Annotated in this window: 12 protein-coding genes and 1 pseudogene; 8 read left to right on the top strand and 5 right to left on the bottom strand. The window is 68.8% G+C overall.

Annotated features, from left to right (window positions below; genetic code table 11):
* Positions 1-49 precede the first annotated feature (49 nt).
* The 6 genes and pseudogenes from IPG50_16475 (at position 50) to IPG50_16450 (ending at position 6,847) form a co-directional block, all read left to right on the top strand.
* The gene (locus IPG50_16475; protein ID MBK6693784.1) at positions 50-616 is read left to right on the top strand and encodes a hypothetical protein; all 567 of its coding nucleotides are present in this window, start codon (positions 50-52) and stop codon (positions 614-616) included.
* A 47-nt stretch (positions 617-663) separates the two neighbouring features.
* A complete protein-coding gene (locus IPG50_16470) occupies positions 664-5,304 on the top strand; it encodes a tetratricopeptide repeat protein (protein MBK6693783.1) in 4,641 nt (1,546 codons plus the stop codon).
* Positions 5,283-5,561, top strand: a pseudogene (locus IPG50_16465) (tetratricopeptide repeat protein). The gene IPG50_16470 and the pseudogene IPG50_16465 overlap by 22 nt, the downstream one beginning before the upstream one ends.
* 9 nt (positions 5,562-5,570) lie before the next feature.
* Positions 5,571-5,897 (top strand): tetratricopeptide repeat protein, encoded by a 327-nt coding sequence (locus IPG50_16460; GenBank protein ID MBK6693782.1) that lies wholly within the window; start codon positions 5,571-5,573, stop codon positions 5,895-5,897.
* Positions 5,898-5,911: 14 nt separating this feature from the next.
* Positions 5,912-6,418, top strand: a complete 507-nt coding sequence (locus IPG50_16455; protein MBK6693781.1) for a DUF1795 domain-containing protein — start codon at positions 5,912-5,914, stop codon at positions 6,416-6,418.
* A 33-nt stretch (positions 6,419-6,451) separates the two neighbouring features.
* The gene (locus IPG50_16450) at positions 6,452-6,847 is read left to right on the top strand and encodes a hypothetical protein (protein MBK6693780.1); all 396 of its coding nucleotides are present in this window, start codon (positions 6,452-6,454) and stop codon (positions 6,845-6,847) included.
* A gap of 48 nt (positions 6,848-6,895) precedes the next feature.
* On the opposite strand, the gene IPG50_16445 is transcribed toward IPG50_16450, so the two are convergent.
* The 5 genes from IPG50_16445 to IPG50_16425 all read right to left on the bottom strand — a co-directional run bounded on the left by IPG50_16445 (position 6,896) and on the right by IPG50_16425 (position 12,837).
* Entirely contained in the window at positions 6,896-7,852 is a 957-nt protein-coding gene (locus IPG50_16445) for a hypothetical protein (GenBank protein ID MBK6693779.1), read from the bottom strand.
* A 128-nt stretch (positions 7,853-7,980) separates the two neighbouring features.
* Entirely contained in the window at positions 7,981-8,895 is a 915-nt protein-coding gene (locus IPG50_16440) for a hypothetical protein (protein MBK6693778.1), read from the bottom strand.
* Between the two features lie 4 nt (positions 8,896-8,899).
* Positions 8,900-10,627 (bottom strand): type VI secretion system contractile sheath large subunit, encoded by a 1,728-nt coding sequence (locus IPG50_16435; protein MBK6693777.1) that lies wholly within the window; start codon positions 10,625-10,627, stop codon positions 8,900-8,902.
* Positions 10,628-10,723: 96 nt separating this feature from the next.
* Positions 10,724-11,263 (bottom strand): phosphatase PAP2 family protein, encoded by a 540-nt coding sequence (locus IPG50_16430; GenBank protein ID MBK6693776.1) that lies wholly within the window; start codon positions 11,261-11,263, stop codon positions 10,724-10,726.
* A 254-nt stretch (positions 11,264-11,517) separates the two neighbouring features.
* Positions 11,518-12,837 carry an FHA domain-containing protein gene (locus tag IPG50_16425; GenBank protein ID MBK6693775.1) on the bottom strand — a complete coding sequence of 440 codons (1,320 nt, stop codon included), beginning with the start codon at positions 12,835-12,837 and terminating at the stop codon, positions 11,518-11,520.
* A gap of 108 nt (positions 12,838-12,945) precedes the next feature.
* Here IPG50_16425 and IPG50_16420 point away from each other — a divergent pair, with 108 nt between their 5' ends.
* Positions 12,946-14,661 carry a transglycosylase SLT domain-containing protein gene (locus IPG50_16420; protein ID MBK6693774.1) on the top strand — a complete coding sequence of 572 codons (1,716 nt, stop codon included), beginning with the start codon at positions 12,946-12,948 and terminating at the stop codon, positions 14,659-14,661.
* An 11-nt stretch (positions 14,662-14,672) separates the two neighbouring features.
* A complete protein-coding gene (gene tssH, locus IPG50_16415) occupies positions 14,673-17,318 on the top strand; it encodes a type VI secretion system ATPase TssH (GenBank protein MBK6693773.1) in 2,646 nt (881 codons plus the stop codon).
* Positions 17,319-17,390 lie beyond the last annotated feature (72 nt).

Below are 17,390 nucleotides of genomic sequence, written 5' to 3'. Positions count from 1 at the left end.
GGGCCCGCTGCGCGTGTCCGGAGTGGTGCGGTCTGCGGATCGGCTCTCGTTGCGTGTTCAATTCGACAACGTCGGGGCCGAGACGCTCTACGTCTTAGACTCCCCTTGGCTAATCGACATCCGCACGACGTCATTGGTGAGGGACCCAGAAGGTTGCTACCGGAGCCTCGCCTCTCGAAGCGGAGCGCTGCGAATCATTCTAGGCGAGCCCCCGCTCCCCGTTGGGAGCACCGTCACGGTCCGTCTCACTCCGCTCGCCACGCCTGTCGCAGCGGCCGCCAGGCACGCGCTCGAGCTTTCTCTGCCGCTTCCCGTAGCCGAGTACAACCCGTATTTTTCTGCCGACGCGGCGAGCAAGTACGAAGACTTGAGCGCCCCGCAGCTCGACGTCTTCGCGCAGTACGTCATCGCCTCGCGCGACCTCGTGGTCGAGACGCCTGCCTGGGGCGGAGGCAAGGTTCTCGTCCGTCCGGTTCCGAGTGCCACTTATGCCGTCGCGTCAGCGCCAGGACCGGTGCCTGTTCGTCGGCGGCTTGACCCGTTTTCCCGCCTCGTCCTACCTGGCGAACCACCGCAAGCGTCGACCAGTCCTTTCGCCGGGTTTGGGCGCCTGTAGCGAATGCCGAGTGGCACTTTTCGCGGCGCCCCTGCGATAATCCCCCCATGTCGGATCGGCAGCTCGAGGAGACCATCGATCTCCTAAAGACGCAGCTCCTGATCCAGCCCAACGATCCGTACAAGCGATTCCGCCTCGGCGTCGCCTACTCGAACTACGGCAGTCCGACGGAAGCCGTCGTCAACTTCGAGCGCGCCATCCGCGCCAAGCCCGATTTCGGCGAGGCCTACTACGAGCTTGGCCTCGCGGCCGAGAAGGCCGGCAAGCTGGAGCAGGCCGCGACGGCCTGGGTCGCTGGGCGCTCGCACTTTGATCGCGTCGACCTCCACCGCTCGCTGGCTCGCGTGGCGAAGTCCCTCGGTCGACCTCCGCTGACGTTCGAGGCCTACGAAGGCGTCCTCCGGCATGCGCCGGATGATCGCGATGCCGTCCGCGAGGCGGGGCGCCTGGCCTTCGAGCTCGAGCGTTATGAGCCCGCCGCGGCCTACCTCAACAAGGCCGTGGTTCACGAGCCGACGGCTGAACTCTTGCTTTGGCTCGGTGTGGCCAACCTCGCGCTCGGCAAATGGGGACCCGCTCGCGCGGCGCTCTCGGAAGCGAGCGGAGCTGACCCCAAGAGCCTCGACGCGCGCCTCGGCCTCGCCCGCGCGTCGGAGCAACTCAACGACGTCGACGGCGCCATCGCGGCGCTTCGTGAAGCCGTGGCCATCGCGCCGGGGTACATCGCCGCGCGCCTCGCGCTGGGGCGACTCTTCGCGCGCGTCGGGCGCCATCGCGAGGCCATTGACGCCCTGTCGCAAACCCAGGGCATGGTGACCTCGTCGCACCCCGGCCCGAAGCTTCCGTCGTTGGCCCCAGCGAGCAGCGCCGCGGCCGTCGAAGTAGCACTTGGGACCGCGTACCGCTGGGCCGGCTTTCCTGCCCAGTCGGAAGCGGCGTTTCGCCGCGCGCTGGCGCTCGAGCCGCAGAACCCCGACGTCTACGCGGGCCTCGGCATCGCCCTGCTCGAGACGGGGCAATCGCTCCTTGCCATCGAAGCGCTCGAGCGCGCCGTACAGCTCAATGCTCAGAACGGCGAAGCGTGGGCCCAGCTCGGCGTCGCGTATCAGCGCATCGGTCGACCCGCCGATGCCGCCGTCGCGCTGCAACGCGCACAAACGCTTCGGCCCGATGATCCGCTGGTCTTGTTCGCGCTGGGCGTAAACCACCAAGAACGTCAGCACCTCGAAGAAGCGCTCGCCACCTTTCGCCGCGTGGTGGGCATCAAGGCCGACTGGGCCGACGCGTGGCTTCGTCTCGGTGCCATCCTCGGCGCCACGCAGCGGCATGGCGAAGCCGTGGATGCGTTGAAGGCGGCGCTCAACCTCGAGCGCAACGCGCCCGCCTATCGGCTCCTGTCCCGCTCGCTCCGCGCGCTCGGGCGCATGCCCGAAGCCGTCGACGCGTTTCGCCAGGTGTTGGCTCTCGCACCCTCCGACCGTGAGGCGTCGCTCGGCCTCGCTCGGACGCTCGTCGAGCTCGACAAGCCCGACGATGCGCTGGCCGCATTCGACCGAGCGCTCGCGCTCGACCCGGCGCAGGGCGCCGTTCAGATCGAACGTGGCGACGTCCTCGCGCGGCTCAACCGGCGCGACGAGGCCGTGGTCGCGTATCGCCGCGCGACGGAGATTCGCGGCGATGATCTGTTGGCTTGGCACCGCTTGGGGGTCACGCTCCGCGCCGTCGGCAAACCAGCCGAGTCGATGGCGGCCCTCGAGCGTGCTGTGGCCCTCCGCGCCGACGACCCGGCCGTTCACACGTCGCTCGGCTTGGCGACGCTCGATTCGGGGCGCGATGCGCGGGCCGTTGAAGTCTTGCAGCGAGCCGATTGGCTTCGCCCCAACGACGCCTTGACGCTGAAGCTCTTGGGCATCGGCCTCCGTCGCCTCGGCCGCGTCGAAGAATCGGTTGCCAAGCTCACGGAAGCAGAAAAAGCGCTCCCGAGCGACGCCCAGACGCGCCTCGAGCTCGGCCTCGCGCTCAAGGAGCTGGGCAAGCCCAGCGAAGCGCTCGCGCGCTTCGAGGAGGCCATGCGGCTCACGCCGGCCGATCCCGAGCCGCTCCTTCAAAGCGGCTTGGTCCTCGATTCGCTCGGACACACGCGCGACGCCGCCGAGTGCTTCCGAGGCGTCACGCGGCTCTCCCCGGATCACGCCCGGGCGTACGAACTGACGGCCCGCGCGTACGCGCGCGCGGGCGTGCTCGACGAGTCGGCGCTGGCGCTTCGGCAGCTCGCACGCTTGCGCCCCGACGACGCCGAAGTCTGGCGCGAGCTCGGGCGAACCAGCGCGCAGCTCCAACGCTACGCGGAGGGGGCCGAGGCCTTCGAGGCCTCGCTCAAGCGACACAACGATGACGCTCCCACTTGGCTCGACCTCGGGCGTTGCTACGAGGCGCTGGGGCGCATTGACGAAGCAGTCCACGCCGCCAAGACAGCGCTTCGCATCGACGCCACCATTCCTGGCATTCACACCGAACTCGCGAAGCTGCACGAAAAGGGCGGGCGTCGCGAAGAGATGCTCGAGGCCCTCGAGGCGAGCGTCAAACAGAAGCCCGAGGACAGTCAGGCGCTGCAAAAGATCGCCGTCGCGTATGACGCGCTCGGCAAGGACACGGAGGCGGTCCAGGCGTTGGAGCGCGCCCTCCAAGCCGACCCGTCACAGTTCGCGCTTCGACGCAGGCTCGCCGCGCTCTACAAGAAGGTCGGCCGCAACGCCGACGCGGCGGCCCAACTTCAGCGCATCGAGGACGCGGGCCACGCCGACGGCGAGGCGCTCTACGAGCTTGTCGGCCTTCGGCTCGCGCTCGGCGAGCGCACCGAGGCACTCCGAGTCGCGCGGAAGGCGGCGGAGTTGGCGCGCGATGACGAACGCGCGATGCGCACGCTCGCGAACCTCAGCGCCGAGCTCGGCTTCGTGCGCGAAGCGGCCGAGACCTACGAGCGCGTGGTTCGCCTCGCGCCGAAGTCGGTCGATGCGCTGCTGGGGCTCGCTCGCGCGTACGTGGGCCTCAAGCGGCGCGGCGAAGCCGTGTCGGCCTTCCGGTCGGTCATCGAGATCATGCCGGAGAACGTCGACGCGCAACGCGAGGTCGGACGCGTGTACCTCGACATGAAGGAGCTGCACGACGCGGCCGACGCCTTCTCCAAGGTGACGCGCATGCGACCCGACGACGCCGAGGCTCACGGGCTGCACGGCGAGGCGCTGCGCGCCCTGGGGCGCACGGAGGACGCGTTTCATGCGCTGCGTCGTTCCGTCGCTCTCTCTCCGGATGCACGCTTCGTCGTGGCCTTGGGTGGCCTCTTGGAAGAGACCGAAAAGCCCGCCGAGGCGCTCGCCTCGTACGAGCAGGCGCTCACGCTGGACACCGAGAGTCGACTGCTCTGGGCCAAGGTCGGCCTCCTCCGGCGGCGCACGAGGCCCAACGACGCGGCCGGCCTCGAAGCGCTCGAAAAGGCGGCGGCGGCCGGTAGCGAAGAGGCCCCTGTCTACATCGAGCTTGCGAAGGCTCGTCGCGAGGTGGGGCGCGTCGATGGCGCCGTGGCGGCGGCGCGCCGCGCCTTCGAGCTCGACGCTGCGAGCCCCGGCGCCGCCACCACGCTCGGGAGCATGCTGCTCGAGATCGACGCGCTCGAAGAGGCGGTGCGCGCCTTCGACACGGCGCTCGTCGTCTCGGCGGACGACGGTGAGGCGTTGGCAGGGTTGGGGCGCGCCCTCATGCGCCTCGACAAGCCAAAGGAGGCGCTCGATCGCTTGCGTCAGGCTGCGCGGGCGCGCCCGAGGACGCGGACACGCAGAAGGCCTTCGCAGGCGCGTGCCTCGTCGGGTCGGAACACGACGAAGCGGCGCAGGCGCTGCTCGTCGTGGTGCGGCTCCGGCCCGAAGACGGCGAGGCGCGACTCATGCTCGCCGAGGCGTTCCAAGGCGTGGGCAAGTGGCGCGAGAGCCTCGAGGCGATCGACCAAGCAGGGTTGCAGGGGCGTTCAGCTCGCGCCGCCTACCTTCGCGGGCGCGCGCATGAAGCGGCCGGGCGACCGGAAGACGCGGCGGCGGCGTATCGCGAGGCGGTCGAAAAGGATCGACGCCTCGCCGATGCGCACCTGCGGCTCGCGCGGATCCTGGAGAAGCAGGGCGCCTTCGAGGACGCCGCGACGTCCTTCGAAGCCGTCGTCAAACTCGAAGCGCACGACGCCGATGTGCTCGTGGCGCTCGCTCGCTGCCAGCGCGGCATCGACCGCGTGGACCTCGCGCTCGCGACGCTCAAGAAGGCGGCGCTCCTTGCCCCACACGACTCGTCGATTCCGCGAGCGCGCGGCGAGGTTCTCCTCGAGCAAGGCGAATACGGCGATGCCATCACGGCGTTCGCTCGAGCGGTGCGTGCCAACGCGGAGGACGCACGCGCTTGGCTCGGTTTGGGGCTCGCCCAAGAGCGGAGCGGCGAGGACATGGAGGCCATCGCGGCCTTGCGAAAGGCCGTCCGCATCGACCCCACGCAGATCGGCGCGCAGCGTCTCCTCGGCTTCTTGCTCGAGCGCCGCGGCTACCCGCAGCAGGCCGTCACGGCCTTCGCCATTGTGGTCAAGGCCGAGCCGAGCGACGTCGAGGCGACGTATCGCCTTGGCACGACCTTGTTTGCGAGTGGCGACGTAGAACGAAGTCGGCTGGCGCTCGAGCGCGCCGTCCAGCTCGACCCGCGGAACGCCAAGTCTTACTTCGGACTCGGGACGGCGCTCGTCAAGCTCGACCGCGTGCAGGAGGCCGTTCGATGCTTCGAGCAGGCCGCCACGCTTCTGCCCGCCGATGCAGACTTTCGCCTCGCGCTCGGCCTCGCCTACGCCCGCGCGAATCGCGTAGCCGACTCGGTCGCGTCGTACGAGGCCGCGATCACCCTCGGCCGTCGCGATCCTGACACGTACATGAACCTCGGCGCGCAGCTCGACAAGCTGGGGCACGGCGAGCGCGCCGTGGCGTGCTTGCTCGAAGCGCTGCGCCTGCGCGCCGATCACGTCCCGACCCACAAGCACTTGGCGGCCGCCTACGGTCGCCTTGGTCGGTATGCCGAGGCGGCTCAGCTCTACCGACAGGCGACGCGACTCGCTCCACAAGATCTCGAGCTTACGTTCGACTTGGGGGTCGCGCTTTCCCGTGCCGGCGACGCCGAGGGCGCCCGTGAGCAGGTGGTGATACTGAACCTGAGCGACCCCGCGGCGGCCGACCGACTGCGCTCGCTTCTTCGACCTTAACTGAGGAGAACACGATGGCTGGTTTTCGAAACGAACTGGTGGGCTTTGAGGCGCCCGAGGGCTGGGACGACAAGACCATCGTGGCCTTCGCCGCTCCCGTCGAGCCCGGGAAATTCTCGCCCAACGTCGTGATGACGAAGGACAAGCTGAAGGCCGGCGAGACGCTGCGCAGCTACGCCGATCGCCAAATCATGGAGCTCGCGCGGCGCCTCGAAGGATTCGACCTGATGGAGAGCGGAGACCGAACGCTCGGTGGCCTGCCCGCCATGGAGTACCGGTTCACTTGGACCAGCGAGCACGCCGAGCTCCATCAGCGCTCCGTCATGACCGCCTCCGGGTCGGACGTGATCACGTTCACCGGCACCTCGACCCACGATGAGGAGGCCGCCCTCGACGAGGCCATGGACAAACTCCTGGCGACGGTGACCTTCCCCAAGCAGGCGGGAGGCTACTCGCCGGCTGGGGGCGGCGCGGTGCCACCTCCTGCGCCTGCAGGCACCGGGTGGACGCCCACGCGATAGGCGCGATAGGCCCGCGAACCGCGATAGCGCCAGATGGATGCACCGCCTCACAGCCAACGCGCCCACTACGGGAAGCTCGTGGGGCTCAAGGACGTCTACCTCGAGGACAGCTACGTCCTGGGCATCGGGGAAGACCCGGGCCTCTTACGCTTCACAGTGCAGGTCGTCTTGAGGGAAGGGCATCCCGCGTATCAAGCGCCGGAGCGGCCCGCCCGGTATTGCTACCGGCTCGGTGTGCTCGAGTTTCGCAACGTGACCAAGATCGAGTGGGCACGAAAGACGCTGCGCAAGTACCGGGATGCCGACGGCCGCGTCGACTTCGGGAACATCGACGTCTTCTATCGCGAAGGTGCGACGTACCACCTCGAGGGGGACTGGGGCGTCGTCGACGTCGCCTCGGCGCCGCCCATCGTACGGCTGATGATGTAGAGCGCATCCCAAGCGTGAGCGCGCTCGAAACAGAGTGGCCCTTGAGCGCTATTCGGCTTTGCCTGCGCAGGTGTTGCTCGTGGCGATGGCGTTCTTGAGGCACTTCTGAGTGCCTCGGTCGCAGATCCCGATGGCGCAATCGACGGCGCTGCCACACGACTCGGGCGCGAGCTTCTTCGCGACGCACTTGCCTTGCGCCGCGTCGCACCGCGACGTGCCGTCACATTCTTCCGGTGTGGCGCACGGTCCGCCGATCGGAGAGGTCGGGACGCAGAGGCCCGCGTTGGGCCCGCCGGCCGCGCACGCGCCGCCGGCCGCGCAGGAGCCGGGGATGCAGGGGGCTCCTACGGCGCCCTTTGGCGCGCATTTCTGGACCTTGGGGTCGCAGAAGAGGTCTTCGCCGCAGCTCCCACGGACGCTAGCGGGGCTCACAAGGCAAGGAACACCCGGGCCCGCTTCGCCGAGGAGCGTGCACACGGGGGTCTTGGCGGCGATGGCGCCAATGGCCGCGTTGAGCGGGAGCACGCCGGCGTCGACGGCGTCGTCCGGGGGGATCTCGCAACCGACGCGGCCGCCCTCAGGTAGCGTCGCGCACTCGGCCGCTGCGGAGCAGGGCGCGCCGAGCGGCTTTTTACCCGCGAAGATCTGAAGGCACGTATCGCGCGCGTCGGAGATGCTCCCGGGCACCGGATCGCACGATACGGCGCCCGCGGCGCGAACGGCGTCGACGCAGGCCTTGGCCTTTCGAGGCTCGTAATTGACCAGCGCCGAAGGCCCCGCCAAGAGTTGCTCGACGTAGGCCTTCCAACCGCTGCTGCACGCGGCGTAGTTTGCGGCGATGCCGTTCTCCGAGCAGCAGTGCTCGAGGCTGCCGCACAAGGCTTGCGCGTAGGCCGCGGGGAACTTGCTCGGCGAGAAGGTATCGACGCCTTCCGTGTCGTCGCTGCAAGCGGCGACGGCGAGAACGCACAGGACCGCGGAGGCGACCGCTCCGCGGCGCGCCATGGCGCGGGCTCTTCCGTGGTTCAACGAGCCACGATTCGGCGGGGAGGGGCGGTGCGCTTCGCTCACGCGGCGAGCATACTTCTCCCGTGCGATGCGGCCCAATTGCCGGCGATTGTTGGGCAGGCTCCTCACCGGAGCACGCCCGAGCGGAAGGCCCACACGAGCATGCCCACGACGACGACGGCCCCGAGCGCGAGGCCCCCCAAGAAGAACGCGATCACCGAGCTGCCATCGCTCTCGTCTTTTCCTTCCGCCGGCGGGGCCTTCTCCCTCGGGCCCGTCGGTGTCATGACGGCCCGCGGCGTAGGCCGCGGCGTCGCTTCCACCTGGAGCACGGCCTGCCCGCTGGGAACCGTGGCGCCTTGCCCGAGCGGTGCCTTCTGTTGCCACGCGGCGGCCGGGACGGTGGCCGTGATGGGATCCACGACGCCCACGAGCGGCTTGATGACCAGGCCGGCGGGCGCCTTCGGAGACCGCAACGTTACCTCTTGCGCCACGCCCTGGGCTTGGCGCGTGGTGATCTCCAGGTCTGCGGGGGCGGCTGCCGCGGCGGGCTGCGCGACGCCCGGCGCGCTCTTCGTCTTAGGATCGCTCGGATTCGCGTCTTCGAAGACGGACGGCGCGATGACCGTTCGCTCCGATGACATGGGCTCGTCAGAGCTCGGCGCGGCGGAGCTGGGCCCCGGGAGCGCAGCCACGTCGGTCATCGTCGCCGGCGGGCTCGACGGGTAACCGCCCCGCTCGGTCGGCGAAGGGGCGACGCTGCCGGCTTGCGGCGCGGCCCCGGGGAAGGCGGGAAAGGCTTCCGATAGCGCGACGACCGTGCGGTCGCGCTGCTGCGGACTTGCGGCGCCGCGGCTCATCTTCTCAAGCAGCGCGCAGATCTCGGGAACCTCCGCGAGGGGGCGCCACCTGAGTTGATCGGCTTCCGTGATCCAGCGGTTGGCCTGAACGGCTCCGCTCTTGACGGCTCGCGCAACGTACTCGGAGGGCACCGGTCCGAGGTGCTGCCCGTCTTCAGAGTAGAGGAGCCAGGTGCCCATCGCTCTAGCGCAACGGAAGCTCGAGGGAGAGCTCCTCCAAAGTGACCCCCGCCACGCGGTGAGGAACGATGCGCAGCGACAGAACCCCGTTCTTCGCTTCGGCGAAGACCTCAGGGCCGTGGGGACGCGCGCCGGCGAACATTTCGAGGAGAACGGCCTCGGCGACGGCGCCGATCTTCGCCTCCGGTGTGCTCGGCGGGATGGCCGCGCCGAGCTCCCGAAGGGCGCGGACAATGCTTCCAACGAAGAGGGCGTCGGCAAGCGTTCCTTCCGCCGCCTTCGGCGCCGCTCCGCCGCTCCGTGCGAGGGCCCGCGCCGTGAGCACGTGCGCCGCGTCGCGGTTCGCGATGCCTGTAAAGCACACGAGTCCCGCGTCGGCGAGCTCGCGCGAAACGCTGTCGCTGACGAACGCCTCGGTGGCCACGGCAGCGCTTGTGCCTCGGTCGCTTACCTCACGAACGACGAGGCCGCTCAGCCCGTGGGCGGGGGCCGTAATGGGCGTGGGAAAGCCGGTCTCCGCGAAGCTCTTCGCGCAGAGCGCCGCGAGCGCGAAGGCGGGCCAGGCGCACACCCAAGAGCGTTCGTCGTCGGTCGGCTGCTGAAACGAGATGCCGCGAAGGCGCGAGCCCGCCATGTCGTAGGGGGCGCGGAGCCATACGCCGTTCAGCGCGACGAAGAGCCAGCGCATCGCGTCGTCGGCCGCCGCGGCGCGAACGGCAACGGAGCGCGCGTCGTCTTGGTTCGATAGCTTGCGCGAACCGCGGCCGAGGGACGCCAAATCTGTGCCGCCCACCAGCTCCGCCGAGCCAGAAACGAAGACCGGCGCGTGCATCGCCTCCCCAGCTGCGGCGGCTCGCTTGCCGCGCTCAAGCGACGACGCCGTTGCCCGGAGCTCGTCGCCGAGGACGACGAGGTCGAAGGCGCCCGAGTCAGCGTCACCGAGCGCCTCGAGCACACCGTCGATCTCCGCATCGGAGGCAGAAACGAGGAACACCTCGACGCCCCGTCGTGCGTCGGCGTGGTCTACGAGGAGCTTTACGCTGCGCCAGAGGCGCTCCAAGCGGCGGACCTCGTCGTGGATCAAGATCGACGATAGGACGCGGACGAAGGCCGCGTCGACGTTGGCCGTCGCGCCCGCCGGCGCCGCGGCCTTGGGGCGGCTGCTCTTGGTCACCGCCGAGAGCAGCGACGAAATCGGATCGGCGCCGGGGCTCTCCGCGGGAGTCGTGAGGTCCACCTTGTCGAGCAACGCGTCGAGGCTTGACGCTTCGGGTGTGGTCACCGCCGGCGCGGCCGGCGCGGGGGAAGGCGCGGCTCCGTCGGTCAGCGACGCCGCCCATCCCTCGCGGGGAAGCACACGCGCCAGGTGCGCGCGCACCTCGGCGGGGCCTCGCTTGGCGGAGCCGGCGTCGCTCAAGACGCGCTTCGCCTCGAGCAACGCCGAGAGGATCGGCGTCGTGTCGACGAGTCCGTCAGGGCGCAAGTCGCGGAGCGCCTGCCAGCGCAGATCGATCGGGAGCGGCGCGCCTCCGAACGGGTCATCCACGTCGATGGTGAACGGAGGAACGAGCTTGGCGAGCGTCTCGTCGAAAGTGGTGCGCTGGACGGGGAGGGCCGTTGGGTCGCGCGCCTCGGCGGTTCGGAACTCCTCCCGCGGCGTCAGCTCCGCCACGACCGCGATGCGGAAGGCCGGCACATCCGTCTCGACATCTTGCTCGTCACCACTCGACATGGCGCACCATCTTCGGAGAGGAAAGGACCTCGATGTCGAAGGGTATCCCAGCGAGCGACGAGGCCAACGCCTGAACTGCTCCGCTGCCAGCGGATCCTACCAGCAGATGAGCGAGCCCGTGTAGCCGCACTCGGGGCGCTGCATCAGCGAGTAGGTGAGGCCGCTCAAGAAGCCGACGCCAAGGCCGATGGTGCCTCCCACGAGGACCTGTCCGAACGACTCGTAGTCACCGACGCTGCGTCCGACGCCGGTGATGCCCGCGAGGACGAGCGGTCCGGCGAGGTGGCCGGCGAAGGCGCCGCCGTTGAATCGTCCGCCGCTCCACTTGAACGTGTCGAAGACGAAGACCGCCGCACCGTGGCCGAGGGCTGAGAAGCTGGCGAAGGCGTGCGTGGAAGGCGAGCCGTAGGACTCGCAGCCGGCGAGCTTGTTGTTCGACTCATCGCAACCGGGGCGGTGTGACTTGAAGAGGTTCTTCAGCGCGAGGTCGTTGAGCAAGGTCGCCGACGTCAGCGTCATCACGGGCGCGAGCACCGACACGTGCCATCGGGCCTTCCAGCCCACCGTGACCTCGGGGTCCGCGTAGAAGATACGCGGCATCAGGAGCTCGGTCGCGCCGCCGGCGACCATGGTGATCGTCGTGACCGTGCCCCAGCCGTCGCTCCGTTTGGGCTCCGGGCTGACCTGGGCGTTCGCCTCCTTGGCGCCGAGCACCAGCGCGAGACAGAGGGCTATGAGACGAGCGAGCTTGGCCATTCGGGCGTCCTCGAGGTCAGGAGACCGGCAGATTCCTCGGCCTTCGCTGAGTTCGCAAAACGGTAATGGGAGACGAAATCCCTGGCCAACTTTCGCGACAGCGAAGGCGTCTCGCTCGCGCGAGCCAAGGGCGTTCAGCGCTCGGGACGCACGGTGCCGACGGCGCCGGTAGCCCACGCTTGACCCGTGGCCGTCCGTCGAAACGTTGCGTACGCGCGCGCGAAGTCCGGTCCGAAGATGAGCCCGAAGGCCTCGCGCTCCTCGTCGGCCAAGTCCGAGTGCCGCTCCGCGTAGAGCTCCCAGAGCTGCCGGTACCGGAACGGCCCAATCTGGAGGCCGCCGGCGCCACGCCTCCTCGGATCTTCCGCGTAACGCTCGATGGCGGCCGGCGAGAGCTCCGCGAGCAGCGACTTGACACCGTTCATGATGCCGTTCAGGAGCGCGACCTGGTGAATCATCAGATCGGCGAACGCGCCCTCGACGTCGCGCGGGGCGTCAGGCGAACCGCTGCGAAAATCGAGGAGTGCTCGCGCCAGCTCTTCGGCGGTTGTTGCGCTCTCCACGTCGGCGGTGCCCGTCTCCTCGGGGCCGCGGCGAATATCCATCTGTGCCTCGAACTGCCGATGGCCTTCGCGGAGGCGCACGAAACCCCGGAGGAACACGTCCATCGAGTCCTGCAGGCACTGCAGGAACATCGCGATGTCATCGACGCTCTGTGGCGGAGGCGCGTTCGGCAGGTAGGTCGCGAACATCTCCAAGATGGCGCGATGCGCGAAGGCGTCGTTGCTCGTCGACATCGGCTCGGCCTCGCCGATTCCGTGTGCCGCGAAGAGCTTCTTGAACTCGGGATCGCCGCTCAGCTCTGGCATCTGCTGGCGAACGGCCATCACGGCGCGCGAGCGCATCTCCGGCTCGAGCGTGTCGAGCGTCTCCTCGAGACTGCGGAGCAGGTAGACCGTCGCCTCGCGCTGCTGCTGGTAAAAGGGCGTGAGCTGCGAGATGGCCTTTGCCGCGCCGATCTCCAGGCCGAGGTTCAGGCCCGCTTGCGTGGAGTCGCCGAAGTCGTCGCGCCGTTCGCTCTCGGCTTCCGCCAAGCCCACCATGCGGCCTTGCCGCCGGTAGGTGACCGTCGACTCGACGTCCATCACTTGGAGCTGGAAGATCAAGGTGACGATGGCGAACTCGCCACCGTAGGGCGTCAAATCGATGGGCGTGTTCGCCGCGGCGCGCCCGCTGCCGCGGAGCAAGGTGCCGTTTAGGCTCCCCAGATCGCGCAGGTGGAGCACGCCGTTGTGCGCCTCGATAACCGCGTGAAATTGCGACACGAAGGGTGAGTCGAGCATCAGGTCGTTCAGCTCGTTTCTCCCGACGCGCACGGGGAAACGGTCGAACGACCGCTCTTCTTGAGCACCCGTCTTGGTGTCGACGATGCGGACAACCAGTCCCGCGGCCACGGCCAGACGCTATCACGCTGGCCCGGCACGGCATCATTCCTCGCCACCCGCCCAGCCCGCTCGCCACTTTCTTGGAGCGCCAGATGACATTGTGCGAGTGTGACCTACATGACGACCTTCGGATCGGCGCAGGGGCTCGGACGGTTGCTCCGACGAAACCAGATGGGGATCCTTCGACTGTTCGGCGTGGGGGTCCTTTTTGCGGTGTTCATGCCGATGCACGGCACCCGCTATCAGGGCGACGCGCAGAAGCTCCCGGAGCTCACCCAGTCTGCCGGCGCGACGCCTAACGCGAAGTTGCTCGCGGCCAGCCGCCCGGCGGGGAGCGCCGCCGAGTCGGCGCGTTTGCGAGCGCTGCGGAGCTCCGAGTCCGACCTCTTCAAGAACCTCCCCGACGCGTCACGCCCGACCGAGACGGCGAGCCGCGTCGACGAGGCCCCCCGTGAAGGGCGCGAAGTGCAGGCGCCGCGCGACGCCACGGAGGACACCTCCTGGCTCGCCAACTTGCGAATGCCCGACATGCCGATTCGCGCTCACGAGCGCGTCCGCCAATACGTCGACTACTTCACGCAGAACGCCGATGGGCGCCGCGTGTTCCGGACTTGGCTAAAGCGCAGCGGACGCTACTCGAAGACCGTCAGCGGAGCGCTCCGCGAGCAGCTCATGCCGCAGGACCTTCAGGCCGTTGTGTTCGTCGAGAGCGGCTATTCGCCCAAGGCCGTGTCGACAGCGGGCGCCGTGGGCCTCTGGCAGTTCATGGCCAGCACCGCACGCATCTACGGCCTCGCCGTGGAAGCTGACATCGACGAGCGGCGGAGTGTCGAGCGGGCCTCGCAAGCGGCGGTGAAACACCTGTCGGACATGCGCGATCGCTTTGGCTCTTGGGAGCTCGCGTTGGCCGCCTACAACATGGGCTACAAGGCCCTTGTCGATCGCATCAAGGACGTGTCGACCAACGATTTCTGGATGCTGTCGGAGCTCGAGGGCGTGCTGCCGCGCGAGACCCAGCTCTACGTCCCCAAGGTCCTCGCCGCGGCGATCATCTTGCGCAACCTCGACCGCTTCGGCCTCGACGACGTGCGCGTGGATCCGCCCGTCGCCACCGCCGATCTCGACGTGCCCTCAGGCACCCCGCTCGCCGTGGTCGCCCGCGCGTCGGGCACGAGCGTCAAGGCCATTCGCGAGCTGAACCCGGAGATCCTGTCTGACACGGTCCCTGACCGAGGGCGAACGCTCGCGGTGCACGTGCCGTCGTCGGGCATCGCCCGGGCGCAGACGATCCTGCCGCGCCTCCTCGAAAAGCGCGACCGCGAGGGCCTCGACGACGGGCGCGAGGACTTCGACTGGGGCTCCGACGACGCGCCCCGCCGCTCGGCGTCGCGTCGCCGCGGTGACTTCTTCGACGCCGAGCCCCGAACCGCTGCCACGCTCGATGAGCCGCGGCGACCGGCGCGCGTGGCTCGTAACGTGCCGCGCGACGACGACCAAGAAGGGCCTGCCGGCCGCGTCATTCTCTATCGAGTGGGCGAGCGCGAGAGCATCACCGGCATTGCAAAGGCCTTCGGCACCAGCGCGTCACAAATCGCGAGCGACAATTACCTCGACCCCGACGGCAAGCTCCAAAAGGGCATGCTCCTCATCGTCGAGGTGTCCTCCAAGTCGATGAACCGCATCATGAAGCGTCGCACTCAGGGCCGCATCGACGATTCCGAGCGGGAACCTTCACGCGCCGCCGACGGGCAACCGGAGGACGACTCGGCCCGGGGCAGCGGTCCCGGCATCACCCTTCCGGCAGACGTGCGCAGCAACGGCACGCGAGGATAGGATAGCCCGCCATGCTCGTCGTCGAACCCCGCCCACTCCTCCGCAAGCTCAACCCAACGTGTACGCGCGCTCTCGAGGCCGCCGCGGCCATGTGCATGCAGTCGCGTCACTACGAGGTGACCACCGAGCACGTCATGCTCGCGCTTCTCGACGACCGAGGCAGCGACGTCACGACCGTGCTCGAGGCGCTCGGGCTCGACCTGACGACGGCGCGTTCAGCGATCTCGCGGGCGCTGGGCGATCTTCGGAGCGGAAACGCGGGCAAGCCGGCCTTCAGTCCGCTGCTCCTTGAGTGGATCCAAGACGCGTGGCTCTACGGCTCGACGGAGCTCGGCGAGGCCAAGGTCCGTTCCGGTGGCCTCTTGGTGCGCCTCGCGGCGGCGCCGACCCGCTACACGGCGACCGAGGTCCCGGTCTTCGAGCAACTCCCTCGTGAGGAGCTCCGCAAGAACCTTGCGGTCATCGCCGCGTCGAGCGGTGAAGCCAAAGAGCAGACGACCATCTCCGAGACGGGTGCCTCGACTGGCGGCGGCGGCGGCGCGGGGCCCGAGGGACTCAAGGGCGCCACGGCGCTCGGACCGCCCGACGGCGCGCTCGCTCGCTTCACCAGCGACCTCACGGAGCGCGCGAGGAAAGGGGAGCTCGACCCGGTGTTCGGTCGCGAGCCCGAGATCCGGCAGCTCGTCGACATCCTCTCGCGCCGTCGCAAGAACAACCCGGTCATCGTCGGCGAGCCGGGCGTCGGCAAAACGGCGCTCGTCGAGGGCCTCGCGCTCCGCATCGCAGAGGGCTCGGTCCCCGAGCAGATGCGAGGCGTTCACCTCCTCGTCTTGGATCTCGGCGCGCTTCAGGCCGGCGCTGGCGTGAAGGGTGAGTTTGAGAACCGGTTGAAGGGCGTTATCGCCGAGGTGAAATCTTCGCCGAAGCCCATCGTCGTCTTCATCGACGAGGCCCACACGATCATCGGCGCCGGTGGACAGCAGGGGGGCGGCGACGCGGCCAACCTCTTGAAGCCGGCGTTGGCGCGCGGCGAGCTCCGCACGATCGCGGCGACCACCTGGACCGAATACAAGAAGTACTTCGAAAAAGACGCCGCCCTCGAGCGCCGCTTTCAGCCGGTCAAGGTCGACGAGCCGAGCCTCGATAACGCGACCCTGATGCTCCGTGGCCTCGCGAAGCGCTTCGAGGAAGCGCACGGGATCATCGTGCAGGACGAGGCGGTTCGAGCCGCCGTGTCGCTCTCGAGTCGCTACATCTCCGGGCGGCTCTTGCCCGACAAGGCCGTCGATCTTCTCGACACGAGCGCCGCTCGCGTGAAGGTTCTGCGCGGCGCGCCGCCGTCGGCCCTCGAGGATCGCAAGGCCGAGCTTGCGGCCATCCATCGGCACCTCGAAGCGCTGGAGCGCGATGAGCGCGCCGGCCTGGTCATCGATCAGGAGGCGCGCAAAGACGCCCTCGAGCGCAAGGCAGCCGCTGAAGGTTCCATCGCCGAGCTCGAGGCGAGGACGGCGGCCCAGCGCGCCATCGTGGAACGCGTCGACGGTCTCCGAAAGGAAGTGACCGAAGGCGCCGAGGCCAAGAGGCCCGACCTTCGCAAAGCGCTCGACGAGCTCAAGGCCATCAAGCCGGAAGACCTCCTCGTGCACGCCGACGTCGACCCGGAGATCGTCGCCGCCGTCGTGGGCGACTGGACCGGCATTCCCGTCGGCAAGATGGTTAAAGACGACATCGCGGCCATCCTCGACATCGAGCCGCGGCTAAGGGCGCGCGTGCGCGGGCAAGACCACGCGCTCGATCTCGTGGCCCGCGAGATTCGCGCGGCGCGCTCGGGCCTGAAGTCCGAGACGCAGCCGATCGGCGTCTTTCTGCTCGTGGGCCCGAGCGGCGTCGGCAAGACCGAGACGGCGTTGGCTCTCGCCGACATCCTCTTTGGTGGTGAGCGCTTCATGTGCACCATCAACATGAGCGAGTTCCAGGAGCGCCATACCGTCTCCCGCCTCATCGGTTCGCCGCCGGGCTACGTGGGCTTTGGCGAAGGCGGCATGTTGACGGAGGCCGTCCGCCAGCGGCCCTACTCGCTGGTGCTCCTCGACGAGGTCGAAAAGGCCGATCGCGACGTCTTGAACCTGTTCTACCAAGTCTTCGACAAGGGCATGCTCGCCGACGGTGAAGGTCGCGTCATCGACTTCAAGAACACGGTCCTCATCCTGACGTCGAACCTGGCGACCGATCTCATCACCAACGCCGCCGATCCGGCGGGCGACGCGCCTCCGTCGCTCGACGACATGGTCACGCTGATCAAGCCGACGCTCTCGGCGCACTTCAAGCCGGCGCTCCTGGCCCGCATGACCGTCGTGCCGTACTACCCGATCCGTGCCGACGCCCTCGCGGCCATCGTTCGCATGAAGCTGAAGAGCGTCGCGAACCGCGCGCGCGCCTCCCACGGCATCGACCTTCAGATCGACGACGCCGTGGTCGACGCCATCGCGGCGCGCTGCCGCGAGGTCGAGAGCGGTGCCCGCAACGCCGACCACATCTTGCGCGGCAGCGTGCTGCCGATTCTCTCGGCGGAGATCTTGCGCCGCCTCGCCGATGGCAGCGCCCTCGACAAGATTCGGCTCGCGCTCGACGCGCAGGGCAACATCGTCACGACATGAGAGCTCGGAGGTAATGGTGGAAGACTGGCGCAGCTGGGCTCGAGTTTCGCTCTCACGTGCGGCGTCCGCGGT

The organism is Myxococcales bacterium (assembly GCA_016703425.1).
Taxonomy (GTDB): Bacteria; Myxococcota_A; Polyangia; order Polyangiales; family Polyangiaceae; genus JADJCA01.
This window is presented reverse-complemented; position numbering and strand designations above follow the sequence as displayed.

Coding starts and splice junctions, on each gene's coding strand:
- IPG50_16470 (MBK6693783.1), top strand. CDS start 664: ATGTCGGATCGGCAGCTCGAGGAGACCATCGATCTCCTAAAGACGCAG.
- IPG50_16460 (MBK6693782.1), top strand. CDS start 5,571: ATGAACCTCGGCGCGCAGCTCGACAAGCTGGGGCACGGCGAGCGCGCC.
- IPG50_16455 (MBK6693781.1), top strand. CDS start 5,912: ATGGCTGGTTTTCGAAACGAACTGGTGGGCTTTGAGGCGCCCGAGGGC.
- IPG50_16450 (MBK6693780.1), top strand. CDS start 6,452: ATGGATGCACCGCCTCACAGCCAACGCGCCCACTACGGGAAGCTCGTG.
- IPG50_16445 (MBK6693779.1), bottom strand. CDS start 7,852: ATGGCGCGCCGCGGAGCGGTCGCCTCCGCGGTCCTGTGCGTTCTCGCC.
- IPG50_16440 (MBK6693778.1), bottom strand. CDS start 8,895: ATGGGCACCTGGCTCCTCTACTCTGAAGACGGGCAGCACCTCGGACCG.
- IPG50_16435 (MBK6693777.1), bottom strand. CDS start 10,627: ATGTCGAGTGGTGACGAGCAAGATGTCGAGACGGATGTGCCGGCCTTC.
- IPG50_16420 (MBK6693774.1), top strand. CDS start 12,946: ATGACGACCTTCGGATCGGCGCAGGGGCTCGGACGGTTGCTCCGACGA.
- tssH (MBK6693773.1), top strand. CDS start 14,673: ATGCTCGTCGTCGAACCCCGCCCACTCCTCCGCAAGCTCAACCCAACG.